A 23,200-nucleotide genomic window follows, 5' to 3' on the forward strand; every position below is an offset into this window, starting at 1 on the left:
AAGTCGGCGCCCGCGGCGCTGCTGGCCGGCCGGCTTTATCGCTCGACCTGCTGCCGCGTTCGTCGCCGCCACGCTCTTCCGCCCCGCGCTTCATCGCACGTTATCCGTTTCTCGATCGCGTACCCAGCCAGACTCGACCCAACCCCGACCCAACCCCGACCCAACCCCATCGACACCGACAAGCCGAGGAGACCCCGCCTTATGACGACGCCGCTGCTGGGCCAGATGATGGACGTGCCGCTGACCGTGTCATCGTTGCTTGCGCATGCCGCGCGGCATTTCGGCAGCACCGAGATCGTGTCGCGGCGCATCGAAGGCGATCTGCATCGCTACACGTACCGCGATTGCGAGACGCGTGCGAAACAGCTCGCGCAGGCGTTGCTCGCGCTCGGCGTCGAACCGGGCGAACGGGTCGCGACGCTCGCGTGGAACGGCTACCGGCATCTCGAAGCGTATTACGGCACGACGGGGTTCGGCGCCGTTTGTCACACGATCAACCCGCGGCTTTTCCCCGACCAGATCGCCTACATCATCAATCACGCCGACGACGCGTACGTGTTGTTCGACACGACGTTCGCCGCGCTCGTCGACACGCTCGCGCCGCAGTGCCCGCGCGTGCGCGGCTGGATCGCACTATGCGATGAAGCGCATCGGCCGCCGATGCAAACCGCGGATGGCCGGCCCCCCGTGCTGTGCTACGAAACGCTGATGGACGGGCAGGACGGCCGCTTCGACTGGCCGGCGCTCGACGAGCGCCAGGCGTCGTATCTCTGCTATACGTCGGGCACGACCGGCAATCCGAAAGGCGCGCTGTATACGCATCGCTCGACGGTGCTGCACGCGTTCGGCGCGGCGTTGCCCGACGCGATGAACCTGTCGGCGCGCGACGCGGTGCTGCCCGTCGTACCGATGTTCCATGTCAACGCATGGGGCCTGCCGCATGCGGGGCCGCTCGCCGGCGCGAAGCTCGTGTTTCCCGGCAAGGACCTCGACGGCAAGTCGCTGTACGAACTGATGGAGAGCGAACGCATCACGTGTTCGGCTGGCGTGCCGACCGTCTGGCTCGGTCTGCTCAACTACCTGCGCGAAACGGGCGCGAGGTTTTCGTCACTCGAGCGCACGGTGATCGGCGGCTCCGCCTGTCCGCCCGCGATGCTGCGCATCCTGGAGGACGACTACGGCGTGCAGGTGATCCATGCATGGGGCATGACGGAGATGTCGCCGCTCGGTACCTTGTCGAAATTGACGTGGGAGCAGAGCCAGCGGCCGCTCGCCGATCGGCGCAAGCTGCTCGAAAAGCAGGGCCATGCGATCTATGGCGTCGATATGAAGATCGTCGGCGAGGATGGCCGCGAGCTGCCCTGGGATGGCGTCGCGTTCGGCGATCTGCACGTGCGCGGGCCGTGGGTGATCGACCGGTACTTCCGCAAGGAAGACTCGCCGCTCGTCGATGGCTGGTTCCCGACCGGCGATGTCGCGACGATCGATCCCGACAGCTTCCTGCACATCACCGACCGCTCGAAGGACGTGATCAAGTCGGGCGGCGAATGGATCAGCTCGATCGAAGTCGAGAACGTCGCGGTCGCGCATCCGGCGGTCGCGGAAGCCGCGTGCATCGCGTGCGCGCATCCGAAGTGGACCGAGCGGCCGTTGCTCGTCGTCGTCAAACGCGCGGGGCACGACGTCACACGCGACGAACTGCTCGCGTTCTACGACGGCAAGGTCGCGAAGTGGTGGATTCCCGATGACGTGGTGTTCGTCGACGAACTGCCGCACACGGCGACCGGCAAGCTGCAGAAGCTGAAACTGCGCGATCTGTTCCGCGACTACGTGCTGCCATCAGCGCTCGAAGACAGCCGCAACTGTCCGCTGACGCCAGAGGCTTAGGGGAAACCCTGTCCCGCAATAAATTGAACGTTCGTGCTTTTTTGGTGTATTGTGCCTGCTGACCCGGGAACCGTCGCTTGAAAAAGCCTGACAATAAGCAGGCTCGATGAACCGGACGGGCGGCGCACCATGCGCCGCCTCAATGCATGAATCGCATGGAGGCACGCAGATGGCAGTGGACTACACAACTCATGACGGCGTGGCCGTTCTCACGCTGAACAATCCGCCTGTCAATGGACTCGGTCTGTCGACGCGAGCGGGGATTGTCGAAGGACTCGAGTGCGCGCAGAACGATCCGGCCGTCAAGGCCATCGTGCTGACGGGCGCGGGCAAGGCCTTTTCGGGCGGCGCCGACATCGCCGAATTCAATACGCCGAAGGCGACCCAGGAACCGACGCTCGCGACCGTCATCAAGGTGGTGGAAGGCAGCGCGAAGCCGGTCGTCGCGGCGATCCACAGCGTCGCGATGGGCGGCGGCCTCGAGCTTGCGCTCGGCGCGCATTACCGCGTCGCCGCGGCCGGCGCGCAGATCGCGCTGCCCGAAGTGAAGCTCGGCCTTCTGCCGGGTGCGGGCGGCACGCAGCGTCTGCCGCGGGCGATTGGTCTGGAAGCGTCGCTGAACATGATCGTGTCGGGCGCGTCGGTGCTCTCCGAAAAGCTCGCCGATTCGGGTCTGTTCGACGAAGTCGTCGCGAATCCCGCCGAACTGGCCGAAGCCGCGCTAGCGTTCGCGCGCAAGGTCGGCGCCCAGGCAGGGCCGCATCCGAAGCTGCGCGAGCGCAAGATCGAGCATCCGAACGCGGCCGGTTTCATCCAGTTCGCGCGCAATAGCGTCGCCGCAATCGCGAAGAACTTCCCGGCGCCGCTTCGATGCATCGACGCGGTCGAAGCCGGTGTGAAAGACGGCTTCGACAAAGGCCTCGCATTCGAGCGCGAATGCTTCATCGCGCTCGTGCAGACGCCGGAGAGCCGCGCGCTGCGTCACGCGTTCTTCGGCGAGCGCGCGGCGAGCAAGATTCCCGACGTGCCGTCCGATACGCCCGTGCGCGATATCAATCAGGTGGCCGTGATCGGTGCCGGCACGATGGGCGGCGGCATCGCGATGAACTTCATCAACGCGGGCATTCCGGTTACGCTGCTGGAAACGAAGCAGGAAGCACTCGACCGCGGTCTCGCGACGATCCGCAAGAACTACGAGGCGACCGTCAACAAAGGCAAGCTGAAACCCGAGGTGATGGAACAGCGCCTCGCGCTGCTGAGCTCGACGCTGTCCTATGACGACCTGAAGCACGCCGACCTGATCGTCGAAGCCGTGTTCGAAGAGCTCGGAGTGAAGGAGCAGGTGTTCCGCCGGCTCGATGAAGTCGCGAAGCCCGGTGCGATCCTCGCGTCGAACACGTCGACACTCGACGTCGACAAGATCGCCGCGTTCACGAAGCGTCCGCAGGATGTGGTCGGCATGCACTTCTTCAGCCCGGCCAACGTGATGAAGCTGCTCGAAGTCGTGCGTGGCAAAGAGACCGCGAAAGACGTGCTCGCCACCGTGATGAAGCTCGCGAAGAAAATCAGAAAGACCGCGGTGGTGTCGGGCGTGTGCGACGGCTTTATCGGCAACCGGATGATCGAGCAATACGTTCGTCAGGCGCTCTTCATACTCGAAGAAGGCGCGCTGCCCGCACAGGTCGACCGCGCGATCGAAAAGTTCGGCTTCGCGATGGGTCCGTTCCGCATGAGCGACCTCGCCGGTAACGACATCGGCTGGGCGATCCGCAAGCGCCGCTATCTGGAACACCCGGACATGCATTACTCGAAGATCGCCGACCGTCTGTGCGAGATGGGCCGCTTCGGCCAGAAGACCGGCGGCGGCTGGTACGACTACAAGGCGGGCGAACGCACCGCGTATCCGTCGGGCGTGGTCAACGCAATGATCGGCGAATACTCGAAGGAAGCCAACGCCGAGCGCCGCAACATCAGCGACGAGGAAATCGTCGAGCGTCTGGTGTTCGCGCTCGTCAACGAAGGCGCGAAGATTCTCGAGGAAGGCATCGCGTCGAAGGCGTCGGATATCGACATGGTCTATCTGACCGGCTACGGCTTCCCGCTCTATCGCGGCGGCCCGATGCTGTACGCGGACATGGTCGGGCTTTACAACGTCGAGCGCGCGATTCGCCGCTATGCGGCGCGACCGAACGGCGACGCGTGGAAGCTCGCGCCGGGCATCGCGAAGCTGGCCGCCGAAGGTCGCGGATTCAACGGCTGAGAACCGCTGATTTCAGCGCACGGACTGAATGGTGCGGGCTCCTCCCGCATCGCTTACATCAAACGACAGAGGCGGCGCGGAGAGGCGCTTTTGGACGCACGGCAAAGCGCCGGCGCGCCGCTTTCGACATTGCAATTGGAGACAGGCATGACTGACGCCGTAATCGTATCCACCGCCCGCACTGGCCTCGCCAAATCGTGGCGCGGCGGTTTCAACATGACGCACGGCGCGACGCTCGGCGGCCACGTGACGCAGGCCGCGGTCGAGCGCGCGAAGCTCGACCCGGCGCGCATCGAGGACGTGATCATGGGTTGCGCGAATCCTGAAGGCGCGACGGGCGGCAATATCGCGCGGCAGATCGCTTTGCGCGCGGGCTTGCCGGTCAGCGTGCCGGGCATGACCGTGAACCGCTTCTGCTCGTCGGGATTGCAGACGATCGCGCTAGCGTCGCAACGCGTGATCGCCGGTGAAGGCGACGTGTACGTCGCGGGCGGCGTCGAGTCGATCTCGTGCGTGCAGAACGAGATGAACCACCACATGATGACCGACGGCTGGCTCACCGAGCACAAGCCGGAAATCTACTGGTCGATGCTGCAGACCGCCGAGAACGTCGCGAAGCGCTACTCGATCTCGAAGGAGCGTCAGGACGAGTACGGCGTGCGCTCGCAGCAGCGCGCGCACGCCGCGCTCGAAGCCGGCAGGTTCAACGATGAAATCGTGCCGCTGACGGTGCTCGCCGGCGTCGCCGACAAGGCGACCGGCCGTCTCTATACGAAGGAAGTGACCGTCAGCGGCGACGAAGGCATTCGCGCCGACACGACGCTCGAAGGCGTGTCGAAGATTCGCACCGCCCTGCCGGGCGGCGTGATTACCGCGGGCAATGCGAGCCAGTTTTCGGACGGCGCATCCGCTTGCGTCGTGATGAACGCGACGCTGGCCGAACGCGAAGGGCTGCAGCCGCTCGGCATTTTCCGCGGCTTTGCGGTGGCCGGCTGCGAACCCGATGAGATGGGCATCGGCCCGGTATTCGCAGTGCCGAAGCTGTTGAAGAAGGCCGGCCTCAAGGTCGAGGACATCGGCCTGTGGGAACTGAACGAAGCGTTCGCGGTGCAGGTGCTCTATTGCGCGGACAAGCTCGGTATTGCGCACGACCGCCTGAACGTGGACGGAGGCGCGATCGCGGTGGGTCATCCGTATGGCGTGTCGGGTGCGCGGCTGGTCGGCCATGCGCTGATCGAAGGCAAGCGGCGCGGCGTGAAGTTCGTCGTCGTGACGATGTGCATCGGCGGCGGGCAGGGCGCGGCAGGTTTGTTCGAGATCGCGTGAGTCAGGTGCGCACGCGCCTGAGTCTGATATAGCGGTGCCGTGTGTGTGCCTACTGCGACGCAATGCCCGGCAGCGTCAACATACCCTGATCGTCGAAGCGCGTCGTGCCGGTCAGGCCGCCCGCGAGTTTGCCATGCAGCCGGTACGGGACCTGCCCGGACTGCGCGATGCCCGCAAGCCCGAGCGCCTGCCGAACCGCGGCGAAAGCCGGCACGGTCAGCGGCACGGTGACGACGGTTTCCCCGAAGCGCGGCACGGTGCCGCTCTGGTCGCTGACGCCGCTGGCGAACGGCTCGCCGTTCAGTTCCAGATCGAGCGACACGCCGTTGAAGCTGACCGCGGAGTCGTTGGGATTCTGCACGCGCAGCTTGACGTTGAAGCGCATCTCCATGCCTTGGCCCGCGATCGGCTCGATGCCCGCCACGTTGACGCGCAACGGGTCGGCGCCGAACAGGCCCGCGCAGCCAGCGAGTGTCAGCGTGACAGCGACGACGGCGGCGAACAGGCGCCACACACGTGAGACCCGGCCCGGCAGCAGCGCGCGAAAGAATGACATGACCTGCACCTGAGGAAGCGGGTTGGTCAGGCATTGTAACGGGCCACGTGGCGTGCGCAGCGACGTTTCAGGCAGCGCGCCGCCACCGTGTGTGCACGGCGACTGCGAGACGCCGAACCGCTTGCAGAATGAAACCGCGCGCGCGCCATTCTGCGCGTGCAGGCATCACGATGAACGCGGCGCGATCGGCCAGCGTCGCGCGGATCGACACGACGCCACGTTGCGATGTCATAAACCGCTCGCCTTCGTGCAATGTGAGCGACGTGAGCGGGGCGTCGTTGCCGAGCCAGGCCAGCGAATGATCGCGGAAGACGAGTTGCAATGCACCTTCGACCGCGATGATCGAACTGCGGGCGCGCAAGTCGTGCAGGGCCATCTGTCCGGCGGCAAGATGCGACGCCGCGGTGTAATCGAGTTCTGCACCGGGTAAACAGCGATCGTGGTATGGACGCACAGGCATGACCGATTCCTTTAAACCGTCTTCGTGTCACACAGCTTAGGGAATCCGTCCAGATGAAAACAGCCGCAGGTATCGACAATCCGAACCGGTACAGCGGTGCGTTTCGTCACGCTGTATCGGTCCGAATCACGTCGATGTGTATCTGTCGCCGCGCGCGAACTATCCGCACCATCGGCTCATGAGCGAACCCCTCTTCACCCCGCACGCTCCGTCGACGGACCGGCCAACCGAGCGCCAGCCGCTTTACCGGCAACTGGCCGATCAATACCGCCGCGCGATCGGCAACGGCGTGCTGCGCCCGGGCGACCGCATGCCGTCGATGCGCGTGTTCATGCAGCGCCACGGCGTGAGCCTCGCGACCGCGACCGAGAGTTATCGCGAACTGGAGCGCGCCGCGCTGATCGACGCCCGGCCGCGCGCCGGTTATTTCGTACGCATGCCGTCGACGGCTGCGCTGCCCTGCGCCGCCGAGCCCGATCTCGCGATGCAGCCTGGCGCCGCCGCGCAGTTCGTCGGCATTCACTCGGAGATATCCGCGCTGGTGTCGAAATTCCAGCGCAATCCGCACGCGCTGAATCTCGGCGGCGCGACCGCGTCGCCCGATCTTTATCCGACCGATGCGTTGCAAAAAGCCGCAGTGCGCGCGTTGCGCCGGCGGCCTACCTTGCTGACCGCCGTCGGGCCCGATCAGGGTGATCCGGCGTTGCGCGCGATCATCGCCCGGCGCGCACTCGAGGCCGGCAGCCAGATCGGCGCGGACGACATCATCATGACGCACGGCGGCGTCGAAGCGATGAATCTCGCGCTGCGCGCGGTAACACAGCCGGGCGACACCGTCGCGGTCGAATCACCGTGCTTCTTCGGTTTGCTGCAGGCGCTCGAAAGTCTCGGTCTGCGCGCGCTCGAAATTCCGACCAGCCCGAGCACCGGCCTCGCGATCGAGGCGCTGGCGTTCGCGCTGCACACGCATCCCGACATCAAGGCGGTCGTGGTGGTGCCGAACCTGCAAAACCCGCTCGGCAGCGTGATGCCCGACGCGCACAAGGCGAGCCTCGTCGAACTTTGCGCGCGCGCCGGCATCGCGCTGATCGAGGACGATCCCTACCGCGAGCTGGTGGAGGCCGCGCAGCCGCCCCGCTCGCTGAAGGCGTGGGACACCGATGGCACCGTGATCCATTGCACCTCGTTCAACAAGACGCTGGCGCCTGGCATGCGCGTCGGCTGGATCAACGGCGGCCGGTGGCATCCGCGCATCGGCATGCTGAAGTTCGCGCAGTCGCGCCACAACGAGCAGTTGTCGCAAGTCGTGCTTGCCGGGTTCCTGGAGACAAGCGCGCACGAGCGTCATTTGCGGCGTTTGCGCGAGAGCTTGCAGCTGCAGCGTGAGCGGATGGCCGCGGCGGTGGCTGCATCGTTTCCCGACGGCACGCGATTCACGCCGCCGCGCGGCGGGATGTTTTTCTGGATCGAATTGCCGCGTGAGGTATCGTCGTCGGCTTTTTTCGATGCCGCGTTGGATGACGGGATTCGCATCATGCCCGGCACGGTGTTTTCGAACGCGGGGCGTTTCGACCACTTCATCCGGCTCAGCTGTCCGAGTGCGGATCTGGATCTGACCGATGAAGCGGTGCGCCGGCTGGGGCGCCTCGCGGCACGGATGGCGGTCCATGCGCCAACGCGATAGCGGGTATCATTTCCTGCCGAAGGCGACACATGCGCCGTCGGCTACGAAATCTGATACCTGAGCAATGACCGATCCATCCACCTCATCCAGAACGGGCCATGCATCGTTGCCCGAAAGCCCCTTCATCGACCGTCTCGGCGCGCAGTTGCTGTCCGCTGCCGATGGCGTCAGCGAAGTCGTGCTGCCGTTGCAGCGCGATCATATGAACACATGGGACGTCGCGCACGGCGGCGTCACGATGACGCTGGCCGACGTCGCGCTCGCGATGGCCGCGCGCAGTCTCGCGGGCGACGGTGTCGGCGTCGTCACCGTGGAGATGAAGGTCAACTTCATGCAGCCGGGCCGCGGCGAGTTGCGCGCGACCGGCCGCGTGTTGCATCGCTCGACGACGATGGCCTATTGCGAAGGCGAGATCCGCGACAGCGAAGGCCACTTCGTCGCCAAAGCGCTCGGCACCTTCAAGTACATGCGCCGCCTCGCGGTGGGCCGCGACGTCAGGCAACAGCGTCTGCGCAGTGACCCCGCGGCGAAGCCCGGTCCGAGCGACTGAGCCCCCAACAACCCAAGGAGACGACCGCATGGCCCAGATCAACCGCCAATTGCTGCTGGTTTCGCGCCCGCAAGGCGAGGCCACACCCGATAACTTCAAGCTCGTCGAAACGCCGCTCGCGCCGCTCGCCGACGGCGAAGTGCGGGTGCGCAACCACTACCTGTCGCTCGATCCGTATATGCGCGGACGCATGAACGACAGCAAGTCGTACGCGCCGCCACAGCCGTTGAACGAAGTGATGATCGGCGGCACGGTCGGCGAGGTCGTCGAGTCGAGGAATCCGAAGTTCGCGGTCGGCGACAAGGTCGTCGCGATGTTCGGCTGGCAGGAGTACGGCACGTCGAACGGCGCGGGCATGCAGAAGGTCGACGACACGCATGTGCCGCTGTCGGCGTATCTCGGCCCGGTCGGCATGCCGGGCGTCACCGCGTGGTACGGGCTGAACCGCATCATCGCGCCGAAGGCTGGCGAGACGGTGGTCGTCAGCGCGGCGAGCGGCGCGGTGGGCAGCGTGGTCGGCCAACTCGCGAAGGCGGCGGGCGCGCGCGCGGTCGGCATCGCGGGCGGCGCGGACAAGTGCCGCTATGTGGTCGACACGCTCGGCTTCGACGCGTGCGTCGACTACAAGGCCGGCAACCTGTACAAGGACCTGAAGGCCGTGACGCCCGACGGTGTCGACGGCTATTTCGAGAATGTCGGCGGCGAGGTGCTCGACGCGACGCTCGCGCGCATGAACGCGTTCGGGCGCATCGCGCTGTGCGGCTTCATCGCGGGCTATGACGGCCAGCCGCTGCCACTCAGGCATCCGTCGCTGATGCTGACGCAACGGCTGCTGGTGCAGGGCTTTATCGTCAGCGAACATATGGACGTGTGGCCCGAGGCGCTCAAGCAGCTCGGCACGCTCGTCGCGCAGAAAAAGCTGCAGTATCGCGAGACGATCGCGCAAGGACTGGAAGCCGCGCCCGAGGCGTTCATCGGCTTGCTGAAGGGCAAGAACTTCGGCAAGCAACTGGTCAAGCTGATCTGAGCGCGACGACATCACGCAACGGCAAGCCGCCGCTCAACGAGGGAGTCACAGGATGTTCGAATTCGCAGGCAAGGTGGCGGTGATCACCGGCGCGGGCAGCGGCTTCGGCCGCGCGTTCGCGCACAAGGGCGCGGCGCTCGGCATGAAGCTCGTGGTCGCCGACGTCAACGCCGACGAGCTCGCGCAGACCGTCGACGCATTGCGCGAAGCCGGCGCCGACGCGATCGGCGTGCCGACCGACGTATCGAACCCCGCACAGGTCGAGGCGCTCGCGGGGGCCGCGCTCGCCGCGTTCGGCAAGGTGCACGTGCTGTTCAACAACGCGGGCGTCGGCACCGGGGGCTTCCTGTGGGAGAACTCGGCGAACGACTGGTCGTGGGTGTTCGGCGTCAACGTGATGGGTGTCGCGCACGGTGTGCGTGTGTTCGCGCCGATCATGCTGGCGCAGAACGAGCCGGCGCATATCGTCAACACGGCATCGGTGGCGGGGCTGCTGGCGCCGCCGGCGATGGGCATCTACAACGCGTCCAAGCATGCGGTGGTGGCGCTGACCGAGACGCTCTATCACGACCTGAAGCTCGCGCAGGCCGGCACGGGCGGCGAGGTCGGCTGTTCGCTGCTGTGTCCCGCGTTCGTGCCGACCGGCATCGCGGACGCCGAGCGCGCGCGGCCCGACGCGCTGCGCAACGCGAGCCGGCCGACGCGCTCGCAGATCGCGGCCGGCAAGCAGTTGCAGCGTGCGGTGCAGTCGGGCAAGCTCACCGCCGATGATGTCGCCGACCTCGCGTTCGAGGCGATCGCGGCACGGCGTTTCTATATCATCACGCATCCGGGCATCATGGCGACCGTGAAGCTGCGTCACGAGGACATCGAGCAGTTGCGCGAGCCGTCCGATCCGATGTCGCTGAAGCCCGAGGTGAACAACGCGCAGTAGCGGGAGGCAGCTTGGCCGGCGCGCCGGCACCTGTGAATCTTCGGCGCACTTGCGCCGCCCAATGCGCGACGCGCATCACGTTGCCGAAACCATGCCGCTGAATCCAACGATCGAGCAGGTGCTCGACATGATCGCGCGGGCCAAACGCCCGCAGTATCACCAGATGAGCGCGCAATCGGCACGCGCGTCGTACGAGAAAAGCGCGCCGATCCTCGAGATCGCGAGCGCGCCGATGTTTTCCGTTGAAGACCTGCGCGTGCCGACGCGCGACGGCGCGACGATCCGCGCGCGTCTCTACTTCCCGGTCGAGCCCAACTGGGCCGAGCCGATGCCGGCGTTCGTGTACTACCACGGCGGCGGCTTCACGGTCGGCAGCGTCGATACGCACGATGCGCTGTGCCGGATGTTCGCGCGCGACGGCCAGTGCGCGGTGCTGTCGGTCGATTACCGGCTCGCGCCCGAGCACAAGTTTCCGATCGCTGTCGACGATGCCTTCGACGCCCTCAGCTGGCTGCACGCGCACGCGGCGGAATTCGGCATCGACGGCACGCGGCTCGCGGTGGGCGGCGATAGCGCGGGCGGCACGCTCGCGACGGTCTGCGCGGTGCTCGCGCGCGAAGCCGGCATCGCACTCGCGCTGCAATTGCTGATCTATCCGGGCACGACCGGCCATCAACAGACCGACTCGCACTCCCGTCTCGCCGACGGCTTTCTGCTGTCGGGCGACACGATCCAGTGGTTTTTCGAGCACTACCTGCGCGGCAGTGGCGATCGTGACGACTGGCGTTTCGCGCCGCTCGACGGCGAGCGCGGCGCGCCCGATTTTCGCGGCGTCGCGCCCGCGTGGATCGCGACCGCCGAATACGATCCGCTCAGCGATGAGGGCGATGCGTATGCGCGGAAACTGCGCGCGCTCGGCAATCCGGTGACGCTCAAACGCTACGCCGGCATGATCCACGAGTTCTTCAAGATGGGCGGCTTCGTGCCCGAAGTCGCGCAGGCGCACGCGGATGCCGCGGCGGCGTTGCGCGCGGCATTCGGCATCGGCTGAAGGGGGGCGGTTCTCGCGAAGCGGTGAGCGGCCGGCGGCGAGCGCGCCGGCCAAGCGGAGATCAAGCGATCACGCCATGCTGATCCGGTCGCGCTCGACGTTAAACGCAAAGCTGCGCTCGAAATCGCCGGGCCGCACGATGCGGTGCGAGCCGTTGTCGTCGCTGCGTTCGGCTACCGCGACGCCGATCACGTCGCCATGGGCGGCGACGCGCAGCGCGGTGGTGCTGCGGGTGCCATAGTCCGGCGATTCGATGAACGCCGCCGACAGCACGCGCTCGCGCTCGAGCGGAATCCCGGTCGACGGCAATTCGTCGTCGCGCGCGAGTCGCGGATCGCGCATCAGATCGATCAACCGTTCGAGCGGCGGCATCGCATCGCGCGCGAGCAACGTGCCGAGCTCGCCGCGCTTGGTGACGAGCTTCGGCCACGCGGTATCGAGCACCGCGTTCGAGATGCCGTGCGTGCCCGGCGCGAGCAGCGTGGGCCCGCTGTTGCCGTCGACGCTGCCGCGATTGCAGAACCACGCGAGCTCGCGACGCGTCCAGTCGCCGACCAGCAGATTGAAGCCGTTGTAGATGTCGCCGGTCTGCGCGACGTGCTGCAGATACGCGAGCGGCGTCTCGTGCGGATTGCCGTCGGCGTCGCGCGCGGTGCTAGTCAGCCAGTTGCTGACGAGCGTGCCGCGGGTCGGCGCATCGGCACGCATTTCGCCCGGCGCGCGGTAATTGGTCAGCGCGGCGAAGCGGCCGTCGCGAGACAGCCCGAGCCACGTGCCACCGCCCACCAGATCACGGCCCGCCAGCACGGCCGGCGCGTCGCGCCACCAGCCGATCGGCTCGGCCGTGCGGCGGAAGAACTCGTCGCGATTGGCGGCGAGCGTGAACAGCGGACCATCGAGCGCATCAGGTCGCCAGTCGAAAACGATCAGGCACATCGGGGAGCATCTCCCGGTCAGAGCATGGGCCGGCCGCCCGATGCAGCAACGCAGGCGGCTAAAGAAGCAAAAGAAAGCGGCAAAAATCGGACGCGAATCAAGCAGCCAATAAAAACGGCGCCCGATTGCGCCGCTTTTTACCCTCTCCAACGATCAGACTTCGGCCGGCAGCCCGTAGGGTAGCGTCAGGAAGCGCAGCGCGGGGCCGTCGGCCGCGCCGACATGCACGCTGCCGCTGTCCAGCGCCGTCAGCTTGATCTCGACCAGCAGATCGACGCCGCCGCCTTGTGCCGACGCCGCGTTGACGATCATCCCGCACGGCTGGCCCGGATCATCCGATTGGAACAGCTCGATGCCGGGGCGCACCGTGTCAAGTTCGCCGGCGACGTTGGCGAGCGATGTGCGTCGCTTGATCGTGCCGCGATACTGGCTGCGCGCGACCACTTCCTGACCCGGATAGCAGCCCTTGCGGAAATTGACCGCGCCGAGCACGTCGAAGTTGACCATTTGCGGCACGAACTGCTCGACGACCGGCTGTGTGATGCGCGGTTCGCCCGCGCGGATGTCGAGCCAGTCCCAAACCGCCGGCGACACGCGCTTGAGCTTGCCATCGAGCGACGGCAGCAGCGCTTCGACCGGCGCCTTCGGCCCGATCCACAGATAGCGCAGCCGCTCCAACGCATCCGGCACGCGGATCAGCGTGCCGGCCGCGCCGTCGACCTGCACGTGCACACCGTCGGGCAGCGCGTCGAACACGCCGGACAGTGCGCCGCGCACGTCGCCCGCGAGGCCGATCACGGCGAGCTCGCCGCTGACGTCCACGAGCTTGGCCTTTGCGCGCAGCACGAACATCGACAGACGCTTTTGCGCCGCGGCCTGCACGTCTTTCGACACCAGCAGGTGGATCGTGTCGCCGCTGCGCCAGCTGAGGAACGACGCGAGCAGCCGGCCCTTGGCCGAGCAGTAGCCGGCGAGGCGCGCGTTCGCGGCATCGAGATGCTGGACGTCGTTGGTCAACTGGGCGTGCAGGAAGCTCGCCGCGTCGTCGCCGGTCGTGTCGATCACGCCGAACTGCGGCAGCGGCATGTAGGCGCCATGCTGGAGCACGGCGGCGAAATCTTCGGCCGACGGGCGCGGCAGGATGGGCAGGGTGGCGGGAGCGTGAGCTGAAGCGTTACCCGATGCACTAACGAGCGGTGTGTTCATGGATTCCGGGAACAGTCAGTTCTGACTTGGGCTAGGGCAAACAGTCATTATATTCAGTCCAGCCCTGTCGCGTTTCGCATGTCCCTCGCGAATGAAGGCTTTCCGACAGCCTTACGCAGCAGGGGTTTGCACGTTATCACCCTCCGGCTGTGCCCATGTTGGCGTGGTCTGCCAGAGAGTGGAGCGCAAGATGGGCGGATGCGCGGCTGTCATTCCGTGGGCGGCTTGGCCGGTGCCGGGATCGTGATTGCCAGCGCTCGATCAATCGCCGCTTGCACGTGAACCCGTGAAACTGTGCTCATCTTTAACTGCTGAATATCGGCGTCATAAAAAATGACGCTAGCCCGACCGGTTTAGTCATCTCAATATCCCCTGCATGCCTGGAAATTATTTTGCTCGGGAATTGTCCGAAACTTTGAAACTCTGACCTCCGTCGTGACAGCGTACGACTCGAGTACCATCGGACCGACGCCAGCGGATTTCATACTGACCGTGACCATCTGGTGCCCGCATCTATACAATACAGGTCGCAAAAGGCCGAAAGGGCTGCAAAACGGCACCGTCCCCATGTTGACCGACGCAAGACTTTCCCGTTAAAAATCAGTTCGTTGCCATCTAAACGCTAATTCTCTCCTGTCGTGTCCCTTCTGAAGAAATGTTTCGTCGCCGGCGCGCTCGTCGTTGTGCTGGCCGCGGCGGCCATCGCCGCTGGATACTACTGGGCCACCCGCCCGCTCGAATTGACCCCGGCGCAACTCGACGTCACCGTCAAGCCGCACAGCAGCCTGCGCAGCGTCGCGCTGCAGCTCAATCGCGGCGGCGTGCCGGTCGAACCCGAGCTGTTCATCGCGATGACGCGGCTGCTCGGGCTGCAAAGCGAACTGAAGTCCGGCAATTACGAGTTCAAGAGCGGCATCACGCCCTACGAGGTGCTGCAGAAAATCGCCCGCGGCGACGTCAACGAATACGTGGCGACGGTCATCGAAGGCTGGACCTTCAAGCATATGCGCGCCGAACTCGACGCGAATCCCGCGCTCAAGCACGACACGCTCGGCATGAGCGACGCCGATCTGATGAGCGCAATCGGCGCGCCGGAGGCGTCGATCGGCAACGGCGAAGGGCTGTTCTTCCCCGATACCTACCTGTTCGACAAGGGCACGAGCGACCTCGACATCTACCGCCGCGCGTACCGGCTGATGCGCGTGCGTCTCGATGAGGCGTGGCTCGCGCGCGCACCGAACCTGCCATACAAAACGCCGTACGACGCGCTGACGATGGCGTCGATCGTCGAAAAGGAAACCGGCAAGGCGTCCGACCGGGCGCTCGTCGCCGCGGTGTTCGCCAACCGTCTGCGCGCCGGCATGCCGCTACAGACCGACCCGACCGTGATCTACGGGATGGGCGACAGCTTCGCCGGCCACATCAGGAAGAAAGACCTGCAGACCGACACTCCCTACAATACCTACACCCGCATGGGCTTGCCGCCGACGCCGATCTCGCTGCCGAGCGTCGCGTCGCTGCAGGCGGCGATGAACCCGGCGCAGAGCAACGCGCTGTACTTCGTGTCGCGCGGCGACGGCAGCAGCATCTTTTCTGACACCCTCGGCGAACACAACAAGGCCGTGGACAAATACATTCGAGGGCAATGATGGCGCGCGGCAAATTCATTACGTTTGAAGGCATCGACGGCGCGGGCAAGACCACTCATCTGGGCTGGTTCCGCGAACGGCTCGAGGCCAGGCTCGCGCCGAGCGGTCGCTCGGTCGTGATGACGCGCGAGCCGGGCGGCACGCCGCTCGGCGAGCAGATCCGCGAGATCGTGCTGCACCAGAAGATGGACCTCGAAACCGAGGCGCTGTTGATGTTCGCGCTGCGCCGCCAGCATCTGGCCGAGGTGATCGAGCCGGCTCTCGCGCGCGGCGACTGGGTGCTGTCCGACCGTTTCACCGACGCCACTTTTGCGTACCAGGGCGGCGGCCGCGGCTTGCCGCGCGACAAGCTGGAGGCGCTCGAGCGCTGGGTGCAGGGCGGTTTCCAGCCGGATTTGACCGTGCTGTTCGACCTGCCGCCGGCCGTCGCCAGCCAGCGACGCAGCGCGGCGCGCAATCCGGATCGTTTCGAGAGCGAGTCGGCGGCGTTTTTCGAGCGCACGCGTGCCGAGTACATGCGCCGTGCCGAAGAAGCGCCGTATCGATTCGCTATCATCGACTCTTCGCAGAGCATCGTGCGAATTCAGAAGCAGCTTGAGGAATTGATTGTAACCGTCTGATTTCAAAGTAATATAAGTTTCCCTTATACTCCTGCTCGATGTTCGTGCAACCTCTGAAATAACGTTCTGATCCTATTGATTCAAAAAGATAAACGATGATCTATCCGTGGCAAGCCGATGACTGGGACCGCCTGCGGCAGCTGCGCGGCCACTGGCCGCACGCGTTGTTGCTGCACGGCCAGGCTGGCATCGGCAAGCTGCGCTTCGCGCAGCACGTCGCGCAGGGTCTGCTGTGCGAGGCGCCGCAGCCAAACGGCGAGCCGTGCGGCGCGTGCGTGGCCTGCAACTGGTTCGCGCAGGGCAATCATCCCGACTACCGCATCGTCGTGCCGGAGGCGCTCGCCGCCGAAGCCGGTCTCGCGAACGCCGCCAACGGCGTCGACGACAAAGCCGAAAAGTCCGACAAGGCCGATGGCGACGAAACCAGGAAAACCCGCGCGGCGAGCAAGGAAATCAAGATCGAACAGATCCGCGGTCTGCTCGACTTCGTCGGCGTCGGTTCGCATCGCGGCGGCGCGCGCGTGGTCGTGCTGTATCCGGCCGAGGCGCTCAATGTCGCGGCCGCCAATGCGTTATTGAAGACGCTCGAAGAGCCGCCCGCGGGCGTCGTGTTCCTGATGGTGTCGGCGCGTATCGACCGTTTGCTGCCCACCATCGTCAGCCGCTGCCGTCAGTGGCCGATGAGCGTGCCCGCGCCGGACACCGCAGCGCAATGGCTCGCCGCGCAAGGCATCGACGCCGCCGCGGCGCTGCTTGCCGAAGCGGGCGGCGCGCCGCTCGCCGCGCTCGCGCTCGCCAGCGACGAAAACCGTCCGCTGCGCGACTGGACGCTCAAGCAGCTCGCGGCCGGCGCCGGATGTGACGCATTCGCGTGCGGCGAGACGCTGCAGAAGCTGCCGGTGCCGGTCGTGCTCGGCTGGCTGCAGCGCTGGATGTACGATCTGCTCGCGCAGCGCACCGCCGGCGCGCCGCGATATTTCCCGCAGGCGTCGGCCGCGCTCGCGCGTTGCGCCGCGGCAGCCGACGCCAATGCATTCGCGCGTTTTCTGCGCACGGTCACGCGCCAGCGCGCCGTCGAAAACCATCCGCTGAACGCACGGCTCGTGTTCGAGGAACTGTTCATCGGCTATCGGGCGCTGTTTGCGTGAACCCGCAGCCGGGGAAGCCTTTCGGTCTTTTTTGATTCAAGCCAACTGACATGAGCCTTTGCTACCGCGACGCCACGCTCGACGATCTGCCCGCGATCGTCGCCATCTACAATTCGACGATCCCGTCGCGCCAGGTCACCGCGGACCTCGAACCGGTCAGCGTCGAGAGCCGGCAAGCGTGGTTTAACGCGCACGCCCCGCACAAGCGGCCGCTGTGGGTGGTCGAGGATCCGAAACAGGCGGGCCGCGTGATCGCGTGGCTCAGCTTTTCCGATTTTTATGGCCGGCCGGCCTATCAGCGCACCGCCGAAGTCAGCATCTATCTCGACGAAAGCGCCCGCGGCCAAGGGCTCGGCAAGCAACTGCTGGCCGCGTCGCTCGACGCGGCACCGGGTCTCGGCATCGACACGGTGCTCGGCTTCGTCTTCGGTCACAATGAAGCGAGCGTGCGGTTGTTCCGCGGCTTCGGCTTCGACGCATGGGGCACGCTGCCGCGCGTCGCGGTGCTGGACGGCGTCGAGCGCGATCTGGTAATTCTTGGCAAGCGCCTTGCGCACGCAAACTCGCACGCCAACTGAGCGCAAGCCCATTTTTCGCAGGACCTGACCATGTTTGTCGATTCGCACTGCCATATCAACTTCGAAGGACTCGCGGACCGTCTGCCGCAACTGCTCGACAACATGCGCAGCCATTCGGTCTCGCACGCGCTGTGCGTGTCGGTGGATCTCGAGACGCTGCCGTCGGTGCTGGACATCGCCAGCCGCTATGACAACGTGTACGCGTCGGTCGGTGTGCATCCCGATCATGAGCACATGCGCGAGCCGAGCGTGGCCGAGCTGGTCGAACTGGCCGCGCACCCGAAGGTCGTCGCGATCGGCGAAACCGGGCTCGACTACTACCGCCTCGAAGGCCGCTCGATCGCCGACATGGAGTGGCAGCGCGAGCGCTTTCGCACGCACATCCGCGCCGCGCACGCAACGAACAAGCCGCTGATCATCCACACGCGTTCGTCGTCGGAAGATACGTTGCGCATCATGGCCGAGGAGCGCGCGGGCGAGCCGGGCGGCGTCATGCATTGCTTCACCGAACCGTGGGCCATCGCCGAGCAGGCGCTCGCGCAGAATTTTTACATTTCGCTGTCGGGCATCGTCACGTTCAAGAACGCGACCGACGTGCAGGAGGTCGCGCGCCGCGTGCCGCTCGACCGTTTGCTGATCGAAACCGACTCGCCGTATCTGGCGCCGGTGCCGTATCGCGGCAAACCGAATGAACCTGCGTACGTCAGTTATGTCGGACGCTTCATCGCGCAGCAACGCGAGATGTCGGACGAGGCGCTGGCCGCCGCCACCACGCAAAACTTTTTCAGGCTGTTCAGAAGCGCCGCGCCGCTCGCAATCTGAACAAAAAAAGCGCAATAACATCAAAGAGATAGGAAGACTTCCTAAAGTACCATATGAAAAATATTTCGACGTCGTCCGCTGCTTTCCAACCGCTGTCCGCCGGGCCGACCGCCCGGGCTCTCGCGCCCGCGCGCCGTCTCGCGTGTGCCGCCGCGCTCGCATGCGCGGCGCTGGTCGCGGTGCCGGTGCACGCGGCGCCGATCGACTCGCTGATCAAGTCGGTCAAGTTCGACGACGTGGACGGTGTCAACAAGCTGCTCGCGAAGGGCATGGACCCGAACAGCGTCGACAATCAGGGCATGCCGCTGCTCGTGATCGCCGCGCGCGAGAAATCGGACAAGGTCGCGGCCGCGCTGCTCGCGAATCCGAAGACCGATATCGAGATGCAGGACAAGGCCGGCGAAAACGCGCTGATGATGGCCTCGCTGGCCGGCGACCTGAGCCTGGTGAACCTGCTGATCGCGAAGGACGCCGAGGTCAACAAGAAGGGCTGGGCGCCGCTGCACTACGCGGCCGCGAACGGCCACGACGACATCGTCAAGGTGCTGCTCGACCACTCGGCCTACGTCGACGCGGGCTCGCCCAACGGCACCACGCCGCTGATGATGGCCGCGCGCGGCGGCCACGTGTCGACCGTCAAGCTGTTGCTCGACAACGGCGCGGATCTGTCGGTGAAAAACCAGATCGGCATGACGGCGCTTGATTTCGCGAAGACCTACAAGGAGCCGGACGTCGTCGAGGGGCTCACGGCGCGCATGCAGCAGCAGAAGCAATGACGCTGACGGCAGGCGGCCGGATGCGCCCGTGACGCCCGCGACGCGTCACGCGCGTCGCGCGGTCGGGTCGTGTTGCGGCCGTTTTGTCCGACCCGCGCGGCAGCCGGCCTGCTGCCGCCGCATAAAACAGTGCAGAATGACGACTTCGGCGCGCCGCGCGGCGCGCCGTCCGGACGCGGCAGAAGACCGCGTGATAAACAACCCTGGAAAGGAACACCATGCTGCGGGCTTTGATTTTCGCCGGCGCGTTTGCCTTGCCGCTTTCGGCAGCCGCGTTTACGGGAGGCGACCTCAACAAGCTGTGCACCAAGACGGATGTGGCTTCGCGTAGCGCCTGCGCGGCCTACATCGAAGGCGCGGCCGATGGCATCTTCAACACGATCGATGCGATCGGCGGCACTACCGGTCCGCGTGTCGGCCAGTATTTCTGCCTGCCGCCGGATGCGCGCTCGGCGCAGTTGACCGACGCGGTGCGCAAGTACATCGCCGAGAACCCGACCGCCGCGGGCTACAACGCGAGCACCGCGATATCGCTGGGACTCGGCAAGGCGTTTCCGTGCAAGAGCGGCGGCTGATCGATCACCGCCGCGCATCGAAGAACCCGTTGTAACGCCCAGGCGCCGTCGTGCGCCCCGGGTGTCGAGGTCATCGCTCCCGCCGGGGGCCTGCCCCCGGATGTCAGTAGTCCCGCAGGCGCGCCGCCGCTGATCGAGCCCGGAGGAAGATGCCCGTTATGCCTACTATCGACTTCTACCGCATGGCCGCCGCGCCGCTGCATACGTGGTTGGGCACGCTGATCGTGACGGCCATCGTGACGATCGTGACCATCGCCATTCACCGCTTGGGCGCGCGGATCGTGATGCGTCTCGCGCAGCCGCATGCGGTGACGAGCGTCGTGCTGCGCTATATCGACAAGCCGTCGCTGTTCGCTCTCGTGATCCTCGTGTTCGCGTGGGTCTGGTCCGAGGCGCCCAATACCCTCAACTTCATCGAACCGGTGCGCGACGTCACCGGCATCGCACTGATCGCCGCGCTCACGTGGCTGTCGGTCCGCTCGGCCGCGGCGATCGGCGAAGCGATCATCCGCGCCCATCCGCTCGATTCCGCCGATAACCTGCAGGCGCGCCGCATCCATACGCAGGCGCGCGTGCTCGCGCGCTCGGTGATGATCGTGATCGTGATCATCGGCGTGGGCGGCGCGCTGATGACCTTGCCCAATGTGCGGCAGATCGGCGCGAGCCTGCTGGCGTCGGCGGGTGTCGCCGGTCTGGTCGCCGGTATCGCGGCGCGGCCGGTGCTTGGCAACCTGATCGCCGGTTTGCAGATTGCGCTGTCGCAGCCGATCCGCCTCGACGACGTCGTCGTGATCCAGAACGAGTGGGGGCGCATCGAGGAGATCACCGGCACTTACGTGTCGGTGCGGCTGTGGGACCAGCGCCGGCTGATCGTGCCGCTCCAATGGTTTATCGAAAATCCGTTTTCGAACTGGACGCGCAGCAGTTCGCAGATCATCGGCACCGTGTTCCTGTTCGTCGATTACCGGATGCCGCTCGCACCACTGCGCGAGGAGCTCGCGCGCATCGTCGAGAACGCGCCCGAGTGGGACCGCCGCGTGCAGGTGTTGCAGGTGACGGACTGCACCGAGCGCGCGATGCAGTTGCGCGCCCTCGTCAGCGCGCCCGATTCCGGCCTCGCGTGGGACCTGCGCTGCCGCGTGCGCGAAGGGCTGCTCGATTTCGTTCATCGGCATTACCCGGAATATTTGCCGCGCGCGCGCGCCGAGGTGTCGGCGGAACTGGAGACCAGCGGCGCTGGCCCGAGCGACTGGCTGCCGCGCAGCCGGCAGGCGCCGGCCGGCAGCACCGCCGCGCACACCGAAGCGGATCCAGTGGCGAGCCGCATCGGCCGCACTGGCGATGCCGGGGTCGCGCGGAAGGCGAAAGAGCAGGCTTAGCCGCGCATCGCGCATCGCATCGGGCGTAGGGAGTAGGGCGAGCCGCAAGCGGCGGGCGCGCTCGCGCGATGCGATGCGATGCGGGGCACGCCGATTGCTACTATGGGGAGCGTTATGCTCGCTCAGACAGCGCGGTGCACCGGAGCACAAGAACTACGGAGGACATCGACTATGGGCCGACTGATCGTCGTGTCGAATCGGGTCGCGACGCCGACGGAGACCAAGGGATCGGCGGGCGGGCTCGCAGTCGGCGTATTCGGCGCGCTGAAGGATGCCGGCGGCGTCTGGTTCGGCTGGAGCGGCGACGTGGTCAGCGAGACGATCGCCAACGCGGGGCCGACGCTCGAACAGGACGGCGCGGTGACCTTCGCGACCGTCGGCCTCACGCGCAAGGACTACGACCAGTACTACCGTGGCTTCTCGAACGCGACGCTGTGGCCGGTATTTCACTACCGCAACGACCTCGCGCGCTACGAGCGCGACGAGTACGCGGGCTACCGGCGCGTCAATGCGTGGCTCGCGCACAAGCTGGTTAAGCTGCTCGAACCCGACGACATCATCTGGATTCACGACTACCATCTGATTCCGTTCGCCGAGGCGCTGCGCAGCGAGGGGGTGACGAACCGCATCGGCTTCTTCCTGCACATTCCGTTTCCCGCGCCGCAGATCCTGCTCAACATTCCGCCGCACGAGGAGCTCGCGAAGTCGCTGTCGTGCTACGACCTGCTCGGGTTCCAGACCGCTACCGACCAGCAGGCGTTCCACGACTACGTGACGCGTCACGCGCGCGGCACGGTCGGCGCGGACGGCATCGTCGAGGCGTTCGGGCGCAAGCTGCGCACCGGCGTCTACCGGATCGGCGTGTTCCCCGACGAAATCGCCGAGCAGGCCAAGCGCTACGAAAGCCGCCAGCACGTGCTCGACCTGAAGCAAAGCCTCGAAGGGCGCAAGCTGGTCATGAGCGTCGACCGGCTCGATTATTCGAAGGGACTCGTCGAGCGTTTTCGCGCGTTCGAGCTGCTGCTCGAACGCTCGCCCGAATGGCGCGGCAACGTCACGCTCGTGCAGATCGCGCCGCCGACGCGCTCGGACGTCGCGACCTATCAGAAGATCCGCCACGATCTCGAATACGAGGCGGGGCGGATCAACGGCCGCTACTCGGGGCTCGATTACACGCCGATCCGCTATCTGAACCAGCAGTACGACCGCTGGAAGCTGATGTCGCTGTTCCGCGAGTCGCAGATCGGCTTCGTCACACCGCTGCACGACGGCATGAACCTCGTCGCGAAGGAGTACGTCGCCGCGCAGAATCCCGACGATCCCGGCGTGCTCGTGCTGTCGATTTTCGCGGGCGCCGCGGCCGAGCTGTCCGGCGCGCTGCTCGTCAATCCGCACGACGCGATCGGCATGTGCGAAGCCTTGCAACGCGCGCTGCAGATGCCGCTCGATGCGCGCCAGCGGCGTCACGAGGTCAACATGGCCGCGCTGCGCAAGAACGATCTCGGCGTGTGGCGCGACACCTTCCTCGATGATCTGCGCAGCATGCCGGTGCGCCCGTCTGGCGAGGGCAGCGGCCACACGTGACGGCGCGGGGAGGGTCCAAAGCCCGGCGTCACCGGATGTAAGCCGCGTGTAACAGCACCGAGCAATTGCAAGACCTGCGGCCTTCGCGCCGATGCCAGGGAATAATGACCCTAGCGACGATGCATCCGATGCCGATGCGCCGCGTGCATTGATCCAAAGTCATGGCACTGTCATACTCGTCGTCGCCGACGG

21 protein-coding genes are annotated in these 23,200 nt (G+C 65.9%); 17 read left to right on the plus strand and 4 right to left on the minus strand.

What is annotated here, in order from left to right:
• The first annotated feature begins 201 nt into the window (after positions 1-201).
• The 3 genes from F6X42_RS16490 to F6X42_RS16500 all read left to right on the plus strand — a co-directional run bounded on the left by F6X42_RS16490 (position 202) and on the right by F6X42_RS16500 (position 5,473).
• Complete coding sequence (locus F6X42_RS16490; protein ID WP_187635241.1) at positions 202-1,887, plus strand: 3-(methylthio)propionyl-CoA ligase; 1,686 nt, start codon at positions 202-204, stop codon at positions 1,885-1,887.
• A gap of 169 nt (positions 1,888-2,056) precedes the next feature.
• Positions 2,057-4,147, plus strand: coding sequence for a 3-hydroxyacyl-CoA dehydrogenase NAD-binding domain-containing protein (locus tag F6X42_RS16495; protein ID WP_187635242.1), 2,091 nt, complete (start codon positions 2,057-2,059; stop codon positions 4,145-4,147).
• Positions 4,148-4,294: 147 nt separating this feature from the next.
• Complete coding sequence (locus F6X42_RS16500; protein WP_187635243.1) at positions 4,295-5,473, plus strand: acetyl-CoA C-acyltransferase; 1,179 nt, start codon at positions 4,295-4,297, stop codon at positions 5,471-5,473.
• A 49-nt stretch (positions 5,474-5,522) separates the two neighbouring features.
• Here F6X42_RS16500 and F6X42_RS16505 read toward each other — a convergent pair whose 3' ends face one another.
• Complete coding sequence (locus F6X42_RS16505; RefSeq protein ID WP_187635244.1) at positions 5,523-6,029, minus strand: LEA/WHy family protein; 507 nt, start codon at positions 6,027-6,029, stop codon at positions 5,523-5,525.
• Between the two features lie 67 nt (positions 6,030-6,096).
• Entirely contained in the window at positions 6,097-6,489 is a 393-nt protein-coding gene (locus tag F6X42_RS16510; protein ID WP_187635245.1) for a hypothetical protein, read from the minus strand.
• A 178-nt stretch (positions 6,490-6,667) separates the two neighbouring features.
• On the opposite strand from F6X42_RS16510, the gene F6X42_RS16515 reads away from it, so the two are divergent.
• The 5 genes from F6X42_RS16515 to F6X42_RS16535 all read left to right on the plus strand — a co-directional run bounded on the left by F6X42_RS16515 (position 6,668) and on the right by F6X42_RS16535 (position 11,735).
• Complete coding sequence (locus tag F6X42_RS16515; protein WP_187635246.1) at positions 6,668-8,173, plus strand: aminotransferase-like domain-containing protein; 1,506 nt, start codon at positions 6,668-6,670, stop codon at positions 8,171-8,173.
• 64 nt (positions 8,174-8,237) lie between these two features.
• Positions 8,238-8,723 (plus strand): PaaI family thioesterase, encoded by a 486-nt coding sequence (locus F6X42_RS16520; RefSeq protein ID WP_187635247.1) that lies wholly within the window; start codon positions 8,238-8,240, stop codon positions 8,721-8,723.
• 28 nt (positions 8,724-8,751) lie between these two features.
• Positions 8,752-9,750, plus strand: a complete 999-nt coding sequence (locus F6X42_RS16525) for an NADP-dependent oxidoreductase (protein ID WP_187635248.1) — start codon at positions 8,752-8,754, stop codon at positions 9,748-9,750.
• 52 nt (positions 9,751-9,802) lie between these two features.
• Positions 9,803-10,684 (plus strand): SDR family oxidoreductase, encoded by an 882-nt coding sequence (locus F6X42_RS16530; RefSeq protein ID WP_187635249.1) that lies wholly within the window; start codon positions 9,803-9,805, stop codon positions 10,682-10,684.
• A 91-nt stretch (positions 10,685-10,775) separates the two neighbouring features.
• Entirely contained in the window at positions 10,776-11,735 is a 960-nt protein-coding gene (locus tag F6X42_RS16535; protein ID WP_187635329.1) for an alpha/beta hydrolase, read from the plus strand.
• A gap of 69 nt (positions 11,736-11,804) precedes the next feature.
• Here F6X42_RS16535 and F6X42_RS16540 read toward each other — a convergent pair whose 3' ends face one another.
• Together F6X42_RS16540 and ygfZ are read right to left on the minus strand one after the other, a co-directional pair.
• Entirely contained in the window at positions 11,805-12,671 is an 867-nt protein-coding gene (locus F6X42_RS16540) for an NRDE family protein (protein WP_187635250.1), read from the minus strand.
• 153 nt (positions 12,672-12,824) lie between these two features.
• A complete protein-coding gene (ygfZ, locus tag F6X42_RS16545) occupies positions 12,825-13,877 on the minus strand; it encodes a CAF17-like 4Fe-4S cluster assembly/insertion protein YgfZ (protein WP_187635251.1) in 1,053 nt (350 codons plus the stop codon).
• A 638-nt stretch (positions 13,878-14,515) separates the two neighbouring features.
• On the opposite strand from ygfZ, the gene mltG reads away from it, so the two are divergent.
• From mltG to otsA, 9 genes are all read left to right on the plus strand, one after another.
• Positions 14,516-15,526 (plus strand): endolytic transglycosylase MltG, encoded by a 1,011-nt coding sequence (gene mltG, locus F6X42_RS16550; RefSeq protein ID WP_187635252.1) that lies wholly within the window; start codon positions 14,516-14,518, stop codon positions 15,524-15,526.
• Positions 15,526-16,146 (plus strand): dTMP kinase, encoded by a 621-nt coding sequence (gene tmk / locus F6X42_RS16555; RefSeq protein WP_187635253.1) that lies wholly within the window; start codon positions 15,526-15,528, stop codon positions 16,144-16,146. The genes mltG and tmk overlap by 1 nt, the downstream gene beginning before the upstream one ends.
• Positions 16,147-16,241: 95 nt before the next feature.
• The gene (locus F6X42_RS16560; protein ID WP_187635254.1) at positions 16,242-17,294 is read left to right on the plus strand and encodes a DNA polymerase III subunit delta'; all 1,053 of its coding nucleotides are present in this window, start codon (positions 16,242-16,244) and stop codon (positions 17,292-17,294) included.
• 50 nt (positions 17,295-17,344) lie between these two features.
• Entirely contained in the window at positions 17,345-17,872 is a 528-nt protein-coding gene (locus tag F6X42_RS16565) for a GNAT family N-acetyltransferase (protein ID WP_187635255.1), read from the plus strand.
• Between the two features lie 30 nt (positions 17,873-17,902).
• Complete coding sequence (locus F6X42_RS16570) at positions 17,903-18,694, plus strand: TatD family hydrolase (protein ID WP_187635256.1); 792 nt, start codon at positions 17,903-17,905, stop codon at positions 18,692-18,694.
• Between the two features lie 53 nt (positions 18,695-18,747).
• Complete coding sequence (locus F6X42_RS16575) at positions 18,748-19,470, plus strand: ankyrin repeat domain-containing protein (RefSeq protein WP_187635257.1); 723 nt, start codon at positions 18,748-18,750, stop codon at positions 19,468-19,470.
• Between the two features lie 218 nt (positions 19,471-19,688).
• A complete protein-coding gene (locus F6X42_RS16580; RefSeq protein WP_187635258.1) occupies positions 19,689-20,045 on the plus strand; it encodes a Rap1a/Tai family immunity protein in 357 nt (118 codons plus the stop codon).
• A 158-nt stretch (positions 20,046-20,203) separates the two neighbouring features.
• Positions 20,204-21,424 carry a mechanosensitive ion channel family protein gene (locus F6X42_RS16585; RefSeq protein WP_187635259.1) on the plus strand — a complete coding sequence of 407 codons (1,221 nt, stop codon included), beginning with the start codon at positions 20,204-20,206 and terminating at the stop codon, positions 21,422-21,424.
• Between the two features lie 171 nt (positions 21,425-21,595).
• Entirely contained in the window at positions 21,596-23,008 is a 1,413-nt protein-coding gene (gene otsA / locus F6X42_RS16590) for an alpha,alpha-trehalose-phosphate synthase (UDP-forming) (protein ID WP_187635260.1), read from the plus strand.
• The last annotated feature ends 192 nt before the right edge of the window (positions 23,009-23,200 follow it).

This window comes from Paraburkholderia podalyriae (assembly GCF_014397785.1).
Classification (GTDB): domain Bacteria; phylum Pseudomonadota; class Gammaproteobacteria; order Burkholderiales; family Burkholderiaceae; genus Paraburkholderia; species Paraburkholderia podalyriae.

Excerpts from the sequence above, each read along its gene's own strand:
- F6X42_RS16570 (WP_187635256.1), top strand. The coding sequence starts at position 17,903 with ATGTTTGTCGATTCGCACTGCCATATCAACTTCGAAGGACTCGCGGAC.
- F6X42_RS16515 (WP_187635246.1), top strand. The coding sequence starts at position 6,668 with ATGAGCGAACCCCTCTTCACCCCGCACGCTCCGTCGACGGACCGGCCA.
- F6X42_RS16510 (WP_187635245.1), bottom strand. The coding sequence starts at position 6,489 with ATGCCTGTGCGTCCATACCACGATCGCTGTTTACCCGGTGCAGAACTC.
- F6X42_RS16505 (WP_187635244.1), bottom strand. The coding sequence starts at position 6,029 with ATGTCATTCTTTCGCGCGCTGCTGCCGGGCCGGGTCTCACGTGTGTGG.
- F6X42_RS16560 (WP_187635254.1), top strand. The coding sequence starts at position 16,242 with ATGATCTATCCGTGGCAAGCCGATGACTGGGACCGCCTGCGGCAGCTG.
- F6X42_RS16585 (WP_187635259.1), top strand. The coding sequence starts at position 20,204 with ATGCCTACTATCGACTTCTACCGCATGGCCGCCGCGCCGCTGCATACG.
- otsA (WP_187635260.1), top strand. The coding sequence starts at position 21,596 with ATGGGCCGACTGATCGTCGTGTCGAATCGGGTCGCGACGCCGACGGAG.
- F6X42_RS16530 (WP_187635249.1), top strand. The coding sequence starts at position 9,803 with ATGTTCGAATTCGCAGGCAAGGTGGCGGTGATCACCGGCGCGGGCAGC.
- F6X42_RS16520 (WP_187635247.1), top strand. The coding sequence starts at position 8,238 with ATGACCGATCCATCCACCTCATCCAGAACGGGCCATGCATCGTTGCCC.
- F6X42_RS16565 (WP_187635255.1), top strand. The coding sequence starts at position 17,345 with ATGAGCCTTTGCTACCGCGACGCCACGCTCGACGATCTGCCCGCGATC.
- F6X42_RS16495 (WP_187635242.1), top strand. The coding sequence starts at position 2,057 with ATGGCAGTGGACTACACAACTCATGACGGCGTGGCCGTTCTCACGCTG.
- tmk (WP_187635253.1), top strand. The coding sequence starts at position 15,526 with ATGGCGCGCGGCAAATTCATTACGTTTGAAGGCATCGACGGCGCGGGC.
- F6X42_RS16580 (WP_187635258.1), top strand. The coding sequence starts at position 19,689 with ATGCTGCGGGCTTTGATTTTCGCCGGCGCGTTTGCCTTGCCGCTTTCG.
- F6X42_RS16535 (WP_187635329.1), top strand. The coding sequence starts at position 10,776 with ATGCCGCTGAATCCAACGATCGAGCAGGTGCTCGACATGATCGCGCGG.
- F6X42_RS16540 (WP_187635250.1), bottom strand. The coding sequence starts at position 12,671 with ATGTGCCTGATCGTTTTCGACTGGCGACCTGATGCGCTCGATGGTCCG.
- ygfZ (WP_187635251.1), bottom strand. The coding sequence starts at position 13,877 with ATGAACACACCGCTCGTTAGTGCATCGGGTAACGCTTCAGCTCACGCT.
- F6X42_RS16575 (WP_187635257.1), top strand. The coding sequence starts at position 18,748 with ATGAAAAATATTTCGACGTCGTCCGCTGCTTTCCAACCGCTGTCCGCC.
- F6X42_RS16500 (WP_187635243.1), top strand. The coding sequence starts at position 4,295 with ATGACTGACGCCGTAATCGTATCCACCGCCCGCACTGGCCTCGCCAAA.
- F6X42_RS16490 (WP_187635241.1), top strand. The coding sequence starts at position 202 with ATGACGACGCCGCTGCTGGGCCAGATGATGGACGTGCCGCTGACCGTG.
- F6X42_RS16525 (WP_187635248.1), top strand. The coding sequence starts at position 8,752 with ATGGCCCAGATCAACCGCCAATTGCTGCTGGTTTCGCGCCCGCAAGGC.